The 14604-nt window shown below is 63.2% G+C and carries 10 protein-coding genes; 9 read left to right on the top strand and 1 reads right to left on the bottom strand.

Annotated elements, in window-relative coordinates; translation table 11 throughout:
* Positions 1-106 precede the first annotated feature (106 nt).
* From L0U82_RS03005 to L0U82_RS03015, 3 genes are all read left to right on the top strand, one after another.
* Entirely contained in the window at positions 107-1999 is a 1893-nt protein-coding gene (locus tag L0U82_RS03005) for a PAS domain-containing protein (RefSeq protein WP_233828400.1), read from the top strand.
* On the top strand, positions 1996-2628 hold the full coding sequence (locus L0U82_RS03010; protein ID WP_233828401.1) for a response regulator: 633 nt from the start codon (positions 1996-1998) through the stop codon (positions 2626-2628). The genes L0U82_RS03005 and L0U82_RS03010 overlap by 4 nt, the downstream gene beginning before the upstream one ends.
* Before the next feature lie 184 nt (positions 2629-2812).
* A complete protein-coding gene (locus L0U82_RS03015; protein WP_267929515.1) occupies positions 2813-4402 on the top strand; it encodes a methyl-accepting chemotaxis protein in 1590 nt (529 codons plus the stop codon).
* A gap of 15 nt (positions 4403-4417) precedes the next feature.
* Here L0U82_RS03015 and L0U82_RS03020 read toward each other — a convergent pair whose 3' ends face one another.
* A complete protein-coding gene (locus tag L0U82_RS03020) occupies positions 4418-4567 on the bottom strand; it encodes a hypothetical protein (protein WP_233828403.1) in 150 nt (49 codons plus the stop codon).
* Positions 4568-5510: 943 nt separating this feature from the next.
* Between L0U82_RS03020 and L0U82_RS03025 the strand changes: the two genes are divergently transcribed.
* The 6 genes from L0U82_RS03025 to gmd all read left to right on the top strand — a co-directional run bounded on the left by L0U82_RS03025 (position 5511) and on the right by gmd (position 14507).
* A complete protein-coding gene (locus L0U82_RS03025; protein ID WP_233833099.1) occupies positions 5511-6650 on the top strand; it encodes a helix-turn-helix domain-containing protein in 1140 nt (379 codons plus the stop codon).
* An 82-nt stretch (positions 6651-6732) separates the two neighbouring features.
* Positions 6733-8331 carry a sugar phosphate nucleotidyltransferase gene (locus L0U82_RS03030; protein WP_233828404.1) on the top strand — a complete coding sequence of 533 codons (1599 nt, stop codon included), beginning with the start codon at positions 6733-6735 and terminating at the stop codon, positions 8329-8331.
* A gap of 56 nt (positions 8332-8387) precedes the next feature.
* Complete coding sequence (locus L0U82_RS03035; RefSeq protein ID WP_233828405.1) at positions 8388-9773, top strand: undecaprenyl-phosphate glucose phosphotransferase; 1386 nt, start codon at positions 8388-8390, stop codon at positions 9771-9773.
* A gap of 43 nt (positions 9774-9816) precedes the next feature.
* Positions 9817-10956 carry a polysaccharide biosynthesis/export family protein gene (locus L0U82_RS03040; RefSeq protein WP_233828406.1) on the top strand — a complete coding sequence of 380 codons (1140 nt, stop codon included), beginning with the start codon at positions 9817-9819 and terminating at the stop codon, positions 10954-10956.
* Between the two features lie 51 nt (positions 10957-11007).
* Positions 11008-13275, top strand: a complete 2268-nt coding sequence (locus L0U82_RS03045) for a polysaccharide biosynthesis tyrosine autokinase (protein ID WP_233828407.1) — start codon at positions 11008-11010, stop codon at positions 13273-13275.
* A 113-nt stretch (positions 13276-13388) separates the two neighbouring features.
* On the top strand, positions 13389-14507 hold the full coding sequence (gene gmd / locus L0U82_RS03050) for a GDP-mannose 4,6-dehydratase (protein ID WP_233828408.1): 1119 nt from the start codon (positions 13389-13391) through the stop codon (positions 14505-14507).
* Positions 14508-14604: the final 97 nt, after the last annotated feature.

Raw genomic sequence — 14604 nt, forward strand, 5'->3', positions numbered from 1 at the left:
GATATGGGTAGCGGGTTTTTTTCAACAGGGATAGCCGGTCCGATTCTGGGTGCCGTTGGGTTTTCCACTGTGCCGTCACGTTCTTTTCTCTACAGGGAAAAGAGCAATGGATAACGAACCAGCGCGTCTCTTCACCACGACGCCCGCCCGCTACGTCGGGGCGATTTGCTGCGTGATCATCTCCTACGCTTGCGCCGCATGGCTGTCGCGGCACTTCGAATCGGCCGCCGCGTCGATGTTTCTGATTGCCATTGCGCTGAGTGCATGGCTCGGCGGTCTGGGTCCGGGTCTGTCGGCCGTCGCGCTGTCGCTTCTCGCGTTCGACTACAGCTTCGTGTCGCCACTGCACTCGCTGCACGTGGCTCGGATCGAACTGCCGCGCATGCTGATGTTTTCGTTCACGGCCACGTCGATCGGTGGCCTCGGTGCATTGCAGAACCGCACCGCGCGTTCGCTTCGCGATGCACACCGTCGCCTCGCGCAGACGGTTGCGATGCTGACCAGCACGAACCAGGCGCTGCAGGCAGAGAACGTGCAACACCTGCGGGTTGCCGAACAGTTGCGGCTTAGCAAGGCGTTTCTCGCGGAGGGCCAGAAGATCAGTCAGACCGGCTGCTGGCGCTGGAACATCGGATTACGCACGCTCGTGTGGTCGGACGAGCACTATCGGATCTTCGGCTACCCGGTTGCCGCCACGCCTCCCGACATGGACGCAATCGGGGAGCGCATTCATCCGCAGGACCGGGACGACATGCGCAAGATGCTGGAACGGGCGATCGAAACCAACAGCGCATTCGAACACGAGTATCGGATCGTCCTTGCCGACGGCTCGATCCGCCATGTGCTCGGCACTGGCCGCCCGCTGTCGTACGAAGACGGACGCATTAGCGAATACATCGGCACGACGGTCGACGTTACCGCCCGCAAAAGAACCGAAGATCTGCTGCGCAAGAGCGAGAAAGCGTTTCGAACCCTGGCTGAGAACCTGCCGGACAGTGTGGTTCGATACAACCTCGAGTGCGAACGGATTTACGTGAATCCGGCCTTCGAACGCAACTTCGGTATTTCCGCGTCGCAAGCGCTGAACGTCCGGCTCGAGATCGCCTGGGCGTCCGACAATTCCGTCGACGAGTTCAAGCAGATCGTCCGGCGCGTGTTGAAGACCGGGACACCGGGCGAGGCATTCGGGGCCTGGTCGTTGCCCGGCGGCGAGAGCAAATACTACGCTGTGCGCATCACGGCGGAACGCGACGGCAACGGCGAGATCGTCAGCGCGCTGGCCATCAGCCGCGACATCTCGGAGGCGAGAAAAGCCAACATGCGCGTCGAGGAGTCGCGCCGCCTGATCCGGCAACTGGCGGGCCGCAGCGAAGCGGCGCGTGAGGAAGAGCGCAAGCATATGGCGCGGGAACTGCACGACGGCCTTGCGCAAGCGCTTCTCGCGCTGAAGTTGCAAGTGAACGTACTGGGCCTTGAATTCGGCGCAAATATCCCGGCGCTCAAGGCCCGCGCGGACGCGATCGTTTCTCATGTCGACTGCGCGATCAGGGTGGTACGCAACGCGATCACCAGCCTGCGGCCGGTCGCGCTCGACCTTGGCGTGCTGTCGGCGCTCGAGTGGCTGGTGGACGAATTCGTCGCCGACACGGGTATCCGGTGCCGGTTCTGGACCGATCTGTCGACCATCGCGCTGCGTGAAGCCGACACGACCGCGCTGTTCCGCATCGCGCAGGAGGCCTTGCGCAACATCGTCCGGCACTCGGGCGCGACGCACGCGAACGTGCTGCTCAAGCGCGAGAACGACGGCTGCATGCTCGAAATCAACGACAACGGCGTGGGCTTCGACGCGACGAAAACGAAGCCCCAGTCGTTCGGCCTCGTGGGCATCCGCGAGCGTGTGTTGATGTTTGCCGGCACGTTCGAGCTGTTCACGTCGCCCGGTACGGGAACGACCGTCCGCATTCGCATTCCCGCAACCGTATCGTCCGAGACATCATGATCCGCATTCTTATCGCGGATGATCACGCGATCATGCGTGAAGGCCTCAAACAGCTATTCGCACTGGAGCCGGGTATCGAAGTCGTCGCGGAAGCGGCGAATGGCGCCGACGTGCTCGCCGCGCTGCGCGAAACGCCGATCGATCTGCTGCTGCTCGACATGTCCATGTCGGGTATCAGCGGTGTCGATCTGATCGCGCATAGCAGAGCCCACCGGCCGGCTTTGCCGATCCTCGTGCTGAGCATGCACAGTGAAATCCATTTCGTGCGCTATACGCTGAAGGCCGGCGCGGCCGGCTATCTGACCAAGGACAATGATCCGCAAACGTTGCTTGCCGCGATCCGCAGGGTCGCGGCAGGTGGCCGCTTCATCGACCCGCTGCTCGCCGAGCACATGGTCTTCGATGCCGTCGAACCGCGCGAGGGCCTGCCTCACGAGCGCCTGTCCGCGCGCGAGTTCGCGATCTTCCGGCTGCTTGCGCGCGGGCGCAGCGTCAACGAGATCGCCGCCGAGTTCGCGATCAGCAATAAAACGGTCAGCACGCACAAGGCCCGGCTGATGGACAAGTTGAACTGCCGCAACAATGCGCAGCTCGTGCGCTACGCGGTGTCGCACCGACTGATCGATTGATCCTTCCGGGCATTCTTGACGACGGGCGATCGGATCGGCGGGGTCGGCATCGGTGGACACCGGTGTCAGGAATGCCCTACATCAGAATCGGCGCCGGCTGATTTTCAGTTGCTCGCTCTACATGGATAGTCGTGTGTTCGCGATCGGCCGGGCCCGGTCATGGTCGATCGCCGCAGTGGAACAGATGACTTGCATCCAGAAGAAAAAAAGGGCGGTGATTGGCGTGACGATTATCAAGAATATGGCCTTGACTCTGGCAGCCGCGCTACTGGCGTTGCTCTTTGTCACCGGCTACGGTTTCCGGCAATTGACCCGCGCCGAAGCACGCTACGCGTACGTCGAATCCAATACGATCCCCGCGCTGATCGATCTCGCCGAAGCGACCTCGCAGATGTCCGAACTGCGTGCCGCCACGCTGTCGCGCGTGATGACCTCGAATCCACAAATGCGTGAGCAGAGAGATGCACGCATCGCCGACGCGCATCGGCACCTTGATGAAATCCTCGCCCGTTATGCGCGCGATCATGTTCTCGACGACAGGGACCGCACGCTGCTGGCAGCCGACAACGCGAATCTCACCGAATACCGCCGGGTCCAGGCGGCGTTCATCGAACAGGCGTCCGGCGCGCTCGACGAAAGTCAACGAGAGGCCGCGCTGCAGCCGCTGACGCCCGCGACCGCGGCGGTCACTAAAGGCCTGAAGGATCAGACCGACTACAACATCGCGCAGGCGCTCGCGCTCGGCGCGCAGGGCGAGCGTGCCGCCACCGCGTCGCTATGGACGCTCACGCTGACCGCCGCGGCCGTGTTCGTCCTGACCGGCGTGCTCGCGTTCCGTCTGTTCGAACGGGTCCGCCGGGGCTTGAGCAGCTTGCAGCAGACGCTGGATGCGGTCAGCCATTCGCTCGATCTGTCGCTGCGCGCACCGGTGACTCGCCGCGACGAGATCGGCCGCACTGCGGAGGCATTCAATCAGCTGGTCGGACGGGTGAACGCGGTGCTGCACACGGTGCGTCAATCGAGCGATTCGGTGCAGGTCGCGGCGACGCAGATCGCCGCGGGCAATGCCGATCTTTCGGCGCGCACCGAAGAGCAGGCGGCATCGCTCGAAGAGACGGCCTCGAGCATGGAGCAGCTGACGAGCGCGGTTCAGCGCAACGCGGATAGCGCGAAGCAGGTGAGCACGCTGACGGGCGACGCGGCGCGGCTCGCGCACAACGGACATGAAGTGGTCGTGCGGGTGGTCGACACAATGAACGAAATCGATCAGAGTTCCGGCCGCATTGCGCAGATCACCGGCATCATCGAAGGTATTGCGTTTCAGACCAACATCCTCGCGCTGAACGCGGCGGTGGAAGCCGCGCGCGCCGGCGAGCAGGGACGCGGCTTTGCCGTCGTGGCCGGCGAAGTCCGCAGCCTCGCGCAAAAGGCATCGAGCGCGGCCAAGGAGATCAAGGACCTGATTTCCCAGTCGGTGCAGAAGATTCACGCGGGCTCGTCTCTCGCCACCGAAGCGGGCGATGCGATTTCGCACGTCACGGCCGCGGTCGGTCGGGTCGCCGGCGTAATCGACGAAATCGCGCTCGCATCCGAAGAACAGAGCCGCGGCATCGAGCAGATCAACCGGGCCATCATTCAGATGGACGAGGTCACGCAGCGCAATGCCGCACTGGTAGAAGAGGCTGCCGCCGCCGCGCGTTCGCTCGAGGATCAGGGCACCGAGCTCGATACGGCAGTGCGGGCGTTCCAGCTCGACGCGCAGGCCTCGATATAAGCGCTCCCGGCTTCGCTAGGGATCCCGATGAATCTCGTCGTTACGCGCGAGCCGGCCCGATACGTTCGCGAGCAATAGCGCGAACACCACCACGCCGATCGTCACGAACAGGAGCGCGCCGATCATCGCGGCTAATATCAGCACGGTCCAGACGAGGCCATTCATCTCTATGCGACTCCAGCATGTCGTAACGCATGCTAGTCCTCGCGGCGGCGATTTTATGTACGTTGCCCGCCGTAGTTCTGTCCGCGTGCGTCGAACTCTCCGCACATTGCGCCACCGCATGGCGCAATGTGCGGGGTGATGCCTGTGTATCGCGATGGCTTTCGCGAACCTGCCGGTGCCACACGCATATATTGATGCAATCGCCGGTATGCCGGCCGACCAGGCGATAACGGCCCACATTCGTCTTTCATCGCAGCTGTTGCGGAAATGGCATAGCACGGATACGCCACGCGCTGGCGGAATCGAACCGGGTCGCCTCAGACACAATCCGCCAGTGGTCCATCTATTGCGGTGCCGTCAGAGCTTTCAATTATTAATGTTTCAGAATTGAAACATTAATCGTCGTTTTAATTTGCAAATATAAAATAACAATCAACGAATTAATCCTTTGGATCCGTAAAGCGTTTATATTGGATCAATGGATAGATGATTGCGTGCCGTGATTCATTCCGGCGGCGAAACTGGCCGCACCGGCGTTGGCGGCTAGCGGCAGGGCAGCAATGACGGGCTGACTCAGCAAGGCCCATCTCACGCAAGAATCCACTTTAAACACGCACATTCACGCACGGATCCACGGGGCACATTGCGAGTGGCCCGCAGTGTGCGCTGCCGTACCTACCCATTTTTTAAGCTGCATTAACATTCGCCGGAATGCACATTCAATGATGTGCCGAATTGGCTATTTAATCGATTGATAGGGCAGTTGTTCCGGCATTGGTCCGAATTTCACTGCGAGGTCATGTAGGCATCGCGCCAATATGTCTGCACTTTCGGTCATGGCGGCTAAATGCTGGATATGCGCTGGCTATGATGCACTGCACAGAGTGCGCGCCCCCTGTGGCCGTAAAAGGTGAAGGTAGTCCGTTTCTTCGAGAGGATGACTATGACCTGCGCGAGTCTCGAATCCGCCATGCTGCGCTGGGTGCATGCGCCGAACAAGGGCGTGCGCCGCATCGCGATCCTGATGTTCAACGACTGCTCGCTGCAGGGCGCGGGTGTGATCGCCGAAGTCTTCCAGGCGGCCAATGAACTGACCACCGCGAGTTCGGGTGCATGGCTGTACGACGTGTCTTTCCTTTCCGCCGACGGCGGCATGATCACGTCGTCGTCCGGTTTGCGCGTGTGGACCGACGGGCTCGACGCGCGTCATTACGGCGGCTTCGATGCGCTGTATGTCGCGGGCGGCAGAGGAGCGGCAGCGGCCGCGAACGATGAGCGGCTGATCGCATGGCTGCGCCGCGTGCGCCGTAACACCGCGATGATCCGGCCGGTCGGCGAAGGCCGCGCGTTGCTCGATGCCGCCTATGTGCCGGGCGGCGCGCCAGGCAGCGAGGTGCGGCCGTTCGCCGGTGCTGTGAATGGCGATGACCACGCGAATGGGATGAACGGCACGAATGGTGCGAATGGTGCAAATGGCACCGGCGGCACCGGCACCGTGCACGGTGCGAACGGCACAAGCGGTATGAACGGCGCAAACGGCGCAAACGGCGCAGCTGCGCTGAACGGCGCGCCTGCATCCGAGCACGGCGTGGTCGAGGTAAGCGACCGGCTCGAATCGATGCGCAGCGCGCTCGCGATGATCAAGCGCGATCTGGGCAACGCAACCGCGCGCATGGCAGCCGAGAGGCTGCTGTCCGATTCGTGCACGAACCTCGCGTCGCTGCTCGGCGAAGACGGCGGCATGAGCCCCGGCGACAAGGTGCGCGCGGCCGCGCGCTGGCTGCAGGAAAACTGCCAGCAGCCGATTTCGATTGCCGACGCCGCGCAGGTCGCGGCGATGAGCGAGCGCAACTTTCTGCGCCGCTTCAAGATGGAAATGGGCATTACGCCATCGAGTTTTCTGCTGCACGAGCGTCTCGCGGTCACGTGCAGCCTGTTGACCGAATCCGAATTGCCGGTCGACAAGATTGCCCGCCGCACCGGCATGGGCAACGGCGACCGCCTTGCGAAAGTGTTCCGCAAGCGCATGAGGATTTCCCCCACCGAATTCAGGATTCAAAGCCGCCGGATGACCGGCGGCTAGCGACGACGGGATCAACCCGGCGGCGCGCGATCGCCGCCGCGCCGGGACCGTTTTCTAATTCGAGAAAGATAAGGACGCGCCAATGTTGACGCACGGATCTGTGAACGCCGCAAATATCGACCCGAGCGGAGCGAGCGCTGGGGCGGCGGGTGCCGCTTGCACGCGCATCGTTCCGGTGATTCTCGCGGGCGGTTCGGGCACGCGCCTGTGGCCCGTATCGCGCGAGAATTTTCCGAAGCAGCTGATCGACGTGGTCGGTTCCGACTCGCTGCTGCAAGCGACCGCGCGGCGGCTCGACGGCTTTCCTTCCGGCTGGAGCGTAGATGCGTCGCCGATCGTCGTCTGCGGCGATGAACATCGCTTCGTGATTGCCGAACAGCTTCATGAAAACGGCGTCGATGCGCGTCTGATCGTCGAACCGGCGCGGCGCGATACCGCCCCCGCGCTGACGCTTGCGGCTTCGCTCGCGCGTGCCGATGCAGCCGGCGGCGACGCGGTGCTGATCGTGATGCCCGCCGATCACGCGATCGCCGACGTGCCCGCTTTGCAGCGCGCGCTTGCCTGCGCGGCGCGCCATGCGCAAGCCGGCGCGATCGCAACGCTCGGCGTGCCGCCGACGCGGCCCGATACCGGCTTCGGCTATATCCGCATCGGCGCGGCGCTGCCCGACGGCGGTCATGCGATCGATGGCTTCGTCGAGAAGCCTGCCGCGGAAATCGCCGCGCAATACGTAGCGGCCGGCACGTACTGGTGGAACAGCGGCATCTTCATCGTGCGCGCGAGTGTGTGGCTCGATACGCTCGCGCGCTTGCGTCCCGACATGCGCGCACCGTGCGAAAGCGCGTTTGCCGGCGGCAGCAAGGACGGCGCGGTATTTCGTCCGGCAACCGAAGCGTTTGTCCAGGTGCCCGCCGATTCGATCGACTACGCGGTGATGGAGCGTCTGACCGACTCACCGGCCGGCGCTGCGCAACGCGATGGCGCGAGCACTGACGGCCAGACGAGCGGCGAGGCGGGCGGCGGGGTGAATGGTATTCCGCCCGGCGTCGTGGTGCCGCTCGAAGCCGGCTGGTCCGACCTCGGCTCGTGGGATGCCGTCTGGGCCGCGATGGAAAAAGACTCGAGCGGCAACGCTGGACGCGGGCGCGTGACCTTCGAAGGCGCGGTGTCGTGCTACGCGCATTCGGAAGGGCGGCTCGTCGCCTGTGTCGGCACCGCGAACGTGGTCGTCGTGGAAACCGCCGACGCGGTGCTGGTGGTCGACCGCTCGCACGTGCAGGACGTCAAGGGGCTCGTGTCACGCATCAAGGCGCAGAACGCGCCCGAGGCCGACGCGCATCGCAAGGTACGGCGCCCGTGGGGCTTCTACGATTCGATCGATCACGGCGAGCGCTTCCAGGTCAAGCGTATCGTCGTCACGCCGGGCGCGAAGCTGTCGCTGCAACTGCATCATCACCGCGCCGAGCACTGGGTCGTGGTGCGCGGCACTGCGCTCGTCACGCGCGGCGAAGAACAGTTTCTGCTGAGCGAAAACGAATCGACGTTTATCCCGCTCGGCACGCGTCACCGGCTCGAAAACCCGGGCAAGGTGCCGCTCGAAATCATCGAAGTCCAGTCCGGCACGTATCTCGGTGAGGACGACATCGTGAGGTTCAACGACAACTACGGCCGCTGCCCGTAAGCGGCACTTCCACGCCTTTATTTGCGAACAGGAACCGCGGGAAAGAGGTAAGCAAAATGCGCAAGTTTCAGGATCTGCTCGCGCGGATTTTCGATGTGCTACTGGTGCTGCTAGGCGCGACTGTCGCGTCGCAGATCCGCTTCGACTATCTGGGCCAGTCCGGTTTTTACTGGGTGCTGGTGATGTTTTCGGCCGCGTTCGCGCTGGCCATCTTTCCCGCGTTCGGCGTGTACGAATCGTGGCGCGGCCGCTCGAAACTCGCGCTCGCCGGGCAGGTGTCGCTCGCATGGCTGATCGTGCAGGCCTGCGCGCTGGTGCTGATGTACTCGCTGCATCGCAGTGATTTCGTGTCGCGCCTGTGGTTCTCGTACTGGACCGCGGTGACGGGCGGCATGTTGATCGCGTACCGGCTGATTACCCATGCGGTGCTCGCTCGCGCGCGCGGTGCCGGCATGAACCTGCATCAGGTCGCGATCGTCGGCAGCGGCTCGCAGTGCGACGCGATCATTCGCCGTATCGAAGCGACGCCGACCGCCGGCTTTCGCGCGACTGCCGTGTACAACACGAAGTCCGAGCTGTCCGGCGTCGCGGATCCGCGCGTGCCGGTGTTCGACAGTGTCGACGCATTCGCCGAATACATCCGCACTAATGATGTGCACGAGCTGTGGCTGATGCTGTCGCTGTCGGAAGAGCCGCTGATCTGCTCGCTGATCGGCGAGTTCCGCGACGATCTCGTCAACATCCGCTTCATGCCGGACGTACGCAGCCATGCGCTCTTCGAAGGCAGCGGCGTGGTCGATCTGCTCGGCGTGCCGGCGATCAATCTGGTGGCGTCGCCGCTGTCGGCGAATGCGATGCTGAAAAAGGAAATCTTCGATCGCCTGTTTGCGGCAACCGCGCTGTGTGCACTCGCGCCGCTGCTGCTCGCGATCTCGATTGCGGTGAAGCTTTCTTCGCGCGGTCCGGTGCTGTTCAAACAGAAGCGCAAGGGCGCGGACGGTCGTGTGTTCACGATCTACAAGTTCCGCTCGATGCGCGTGCATACCGAAGCGAAGGGCACGTTGAGCCAGGCGACGCGCAACGACAAGCGCGTGACGAAAGTCGGCGCGTTCCTGCGTCGCACGAGTCTCGACGAGCTGCCGCAATTCTTCAACGTGTTGCGTGGCGACATGTCGGTCGTAGGACCGCGTCCCCATGCGCTCGAGCACGACGACCTCTATCAGAAAGTGGTCGCGGGCTATATCAATCGCTACCGGATCAAGCCGGGTATTACGGGTTGGGCGCAAATCAACGGCTTTCGTGGCGAGACCGACCGCATCGAGAAGATGGAGCGGCGCGTCGAACATGATCTGTATTACCTGGGTCACTGGTCGTTCGCACTCGACATGCGGATCATCGGCGCGACGATTGTCGCCGGACTGGTACATCGAAACGCTTACTAAGACATGTAGGTAAAAACGCCTCGGGGCGCTAGGAGGAAATATTATGAGCTCGCTTGGTTTTCGCACGGGAAGTCTCGTGGTTTTCGCTAGTGCGGCGCTGCTCTCCGGATGCGGAAGCGTGCCGGGACAACGAATGATCGTGCCGGCTTCGATTCAGGACACGGGTGGGGAATTCAGTACCGAAGCTGCGCAGCAGAAGCAGATTCAGATCACCGACATCAACCTCGCGCTGGTCAAGAAGCTGAAGGCCGACCAGGATGGCATGGCGCTGCCGCAGGACATCTCGGCGCTGTTCGGCAAGCCGGCCCCGTATCGGGTCGGCCCCGGCGACGTGCTGCAGATTGTCGTGTGGGATCACCCGGAACTCGCCGCCGCGCTCGGGCAGCCGACGCAGACCTCGCGTCCGTCGGATGCGATCCCGGGCTTCCTGATCGACGACAGCGGCAACGTGCAGTTTCCGTATGCCGGCAATCTGCACGTCGCGGGCCAGGACGTCGGCACGATTCAGCGCGAACTGCTGCGGCGTCTGAGCAAGGTCTATCAGAAGCCCGAAGTGACGGTGCGGGTCGCGTCGTTCCGCAACGCGCAGGTGATGATCGACGGCGAAGTGCGCACGCCCGGCAGCCAGTCGGTGACCGACGTGCCGATGTCGCTCACCAATGCGATCGGCCTGAGCGGCGGCTTCACGACGACCGCGGACCGCAGCCGCGTCGATCTGATCCGCAACAGCCAGACGTATGCGCTGAACTTTGACGAGCTGATCAAGCACGGCCACAATCCGGCGGATATCTATCTGCAGCCGGGCGATCTGGTGCGGGTGCCGGCGCGCGAGGACAGCGGCGTCTACGTGATGGGCGAAGTCAACAAGCCGGCCACGGTGCTGCCGTTGCGTAACGGCTCGTTGACGCTGTCGCAGGCGATCTCCGATGGCGGCAGCTTCGACTCGAACACGGCCGCGGCGCAGCAGCTGTTCGTGATCCGCGGCTCGACCAGCGACTCGCCGCAGATCTATCACCTCGACGCGACGTCGCCGGTGGCGATGCTGCTCGCGAACCAGTTCGAGCTGCAGCCGAAGGACATCGTGTACGTCGGCCAGGGTGGTCTGGTCCGCTTCAACCGTGTGTTGAACCTGCTGTTGCCGGCGATCAACGCGGCTGTGACGGGAGTCGTCGTTTCGAAGTGACGTCCGCGGTACACGTAACCTGATTTGCCAGGCCTTGTCGGGGTGAACAATATGGCGATTAACTATGACGACCGCTACGAAAGGCGCTATGACAACCGCTTTGACAACGGTTACGTGGATGTGTCGAGAGCGGGAGGGTTGCGTGTCGCGGACTATCTGCGCGCGATCGTGCGCGGCCGGCGCACGATCATCGCGATCACGTTGATCGCGCTTGCGCTCGGTGGCGCGTACGCGTTTCTCGCGCCGCCCGTGTATCGCGCGGATGTGCTGTTTCACGTCGAGGACAAGACGGCCAATGCGAGCAGGGCCGTCGGCGGCGCGTTGCCGGCCGCCGACGGGTCCGATTCGAAGCCGTCGACGGCCGCGCAGATCGAATTGCTGAAATCGCGGCTCGTCGTCGAGGAAGCGGTGCGCACGCTGCACCTCGACATCACGGCGACGCCGCGTTATCTGCCGGTCATCGGCGCGAGGCTCGCCAGTCTCGCGAACGGGCATTGGGGATTCAGGCTGCCGTCGTTCCTCAAGGTGCGGGGCTTCGCGTGGGGTGACGAGAGTATCGCGGTGTCGCGTTTCGATACCGCGAAGCAACTGTACGACGCAAAGTTCACGCTGGTGGCGGGCGCCAACAACACCTTCATGCTGCGCGATCCGAACGGCAACGCGATCCTGTCGGGCCGGGTCGGCGAGACGGTGCAAACCGATACCGCCGATGGCCCGATCGCGTTGCACGTCGACCGGCTGGTCGGCGCGCCCGGTTCGCGTTTCACGCTCGCGCGCGCGTCGACGCTCGGCACGGTCGATCATCTGCAGAACACGGTGGTCGTAGAGGAGACCGCGCCGCAATCCGGTGTGATCCGCGTGAGTCTCGAAGGCGGCGATGCCGGGTTGGTCGCGGCGGTCGTCAACAACATGGCGCAGCAGTTCGTGCGTCAGGACATCGCGAGCCAGTCGACCGAAACGCAGCACACGCTCGCGTTCCTCGAACAGCAACTGCCCGGTCTGCGCCAGCAACTCGACGACGCGGAGCAGCGCTACAGCAAGTTCCGTAACGAACACGGCACCGTCGACATCGGCGAGGAAAACCGGCTGATGCTGCAGCAGGCCGCCGACAACAAGGCGCGGCTGCTCGATCTGCAACAGCAACGCATGGTGCTGTTGCAGCGCTTCACCGCGAGCTATCCGTCGGTCGCCGCGCTCGATGCGCAGATCGCCGCGTTGCAAAACGCGCAGGCCACCTCGAAGCGCAGCGTGACGGTCGCGCCCGACATCGAGCAGACCGCGCAGCGGCTCAAGCAGGATCTGCAGGTCAAGACCGAGCAGTACAACAATCTGATGAATAACGTGCAGCAACTGCGCGTGACGCAGGCGGGGCAGGTGGGCGGCGTGCGGCTCGTCGACCTCGCCGAGCCGCCGGACGATCCGGTGCGGCCGCGGCGGATGCTCGCGGTCCTGATCGCGTTTGGCGGTGGTCTCGGGCTCGGCATCGTGCTGGTGTTGCTCAAGCGCGCGCTGTGCGGCGGCGTCGAGCGGCCCGACGACCTCGAAGCAATCCTCGGTGTGCCGGTGTTCGCGGCGGTGCCGCGCAGCCAGACGCAGTTGCGTCTGCAGAATAGCGTCGAGCATCGGCGGCGCGGGCAGCACGTGCTCGCGCATCAGGCGCCCGGCGATCTCGCGGTGGAGGGCGTGCGCAACCTGCGCACGTCGCTGCAGCTATCGCTCGATCATGCGACCAACAACGTCGTGATGATCACCGGCTCGCGGCCCGATGCCGGCAAGTCGTTTCTGTCGGTGAATCTGTCGGCGCTGGTCGCATCGGCGCAAAAACGGGTGCTGATCATCGACGGCGACATGCGACGCGGGGACGTGCATTCGCATTTCGGTATCTCCCATCAACCGGGTTTGTCTGATGTTTTGAATGGCGGCGATCCGTACGCGATGATCCAGCGCGACGTGCTGCCCGGTCTGGACGTGCTGGCCAAGGGTTCGCTGCCCACGCATCCGGCCGAGCTGCTGATGAGCAAACGCTTCGAAATGTTGCTTGACGAACTGAAGCCGCGGTACGACCTGGTTATTGTCGATACACCGCCGGTGTTGGCGGTGACCGACTCGACGCTGATCGGCAGATACGCAGGCACCACGCTGCTGGTGGTGCGGCACGGCCGCCAACCGCTGCATGAGATCGTCGAGACGGCGAAACGCTTGCGCAATGGTGGCGTGGCAATGCGCGGCGTACTGCTGACCGATGTGCCGCAAGAAGCTGCGTTTCTGGGTTCCGGATATCAGGGCGGCTATTACGGCTACGACAGCATTGCCGGTTGAACGCGCGGTTTCCGATGCAATGACGGACCGTGCGGCGGCTGTGTGCGCATCGAGTTCAGACGAAACCAGGGGTTCGTACAAGCATCGCGAAACATTAATCGGGAGAAGTTTCCATGAAACGCAAGGTTGCGCTGATCACCGGGATTACTGGACAGGACGGCTCATACCTGGCTGAGTTGCTGCTCGCCAAGGACTACATCGTACATGGCATCAAACGCAGGGTGTCGCTGTTCAATACGGATCGGATCGATCACCTGTACCGCGATCCGCACGAACCGGAACAACGGCTCTTTCTGCACCACGCCGATCTGACCGACTCGACCAGTCTGCTGCGCGTGATCCAGCGCGTCGAGCCGGACGAAATCTATAACCTCGCGGCGCAGAGCCATGTGGCGGTGTCGTTCGAGGAGCCGGAATACACGGCTAATGCCGACGGTCTCGGCACCTTGCGTCTGCTCGAAGCGATCCGGATTCTCGACATGCAGCAGAAGACGCGCTTTTACCAGGCGTCCACGTCGGAACTCTACGGGCTCGTGCAGCAGGTGCCGCAAAGCGAGAGCACGCCGTTCTATCCGCGCAGCCCGTATGCGGTCGCGAAGCTGTTCGCTTACTGGACCACGGTCAACTATCGCGAGGCCTATGGGTTCTTCGCGTGCAACGGGATTCTGTTCAATCACGAATCGCCGGTGCGCGGCGAGACCTTCGTCACGCGCAAGATTACGCGCGCGATCGCGCGCATCGCGGTGGGTACGCAGAAGATGCTGTATCTCGGCAATCTGTCGGCATTGCGCGACTGGGGCCACGCTCGCGATTACGTGGAAATGCAATGGATGATGCTGCAACAGGATCAGCCCGAAGACTTCGTGATCGCGACCGGCGAGCAATACAGCGTGCGTCAGTTCGTGCAGGATGCGGCTGCCGAGCTGGGCATCACGGTGCGCTTCGAGGGCACCGGCGTGGATGAAGTCGGCATCGTCGAAAAGGTCGAGGGGCGGGAGATCAGGGTGTCGCCCGGCGATGTGATCGTGCGGGTCGATCCGCGCTATTTCCGTCCGGCGGAAGTCGAAACGCTGCTCGGCGATCCGTCGAAGGCGCACGCGCGGCTGGGCTGGAAACCGACGACGACGTTCGATCAGCTGGTCAAGGAAATGGTGCGTTCGGACTATCAGATTGCACGTCGCGATGCGCTTGTTACGTTGGCGGGGTTTACTGCGCTGGAGCATCACGAGTAAGGGTGGCGGGTTAAGTCGCTGCGGCTTTGGAGAGTGGCGAGTCTCTGCGATGTGTTCGTGGCTCCTGGCTTTGCGGGTTTTTTGTTTTGCGGTTTTG

Source organism: Paraburkholderia sp. ZP32-5 (assembly GCF_021390495.1).
GTDB lineage: Bacteria > Pseudomonadota > Gammaproteobacteria > Burkholderiales > Burkholderiaceae > Paraburkholderia.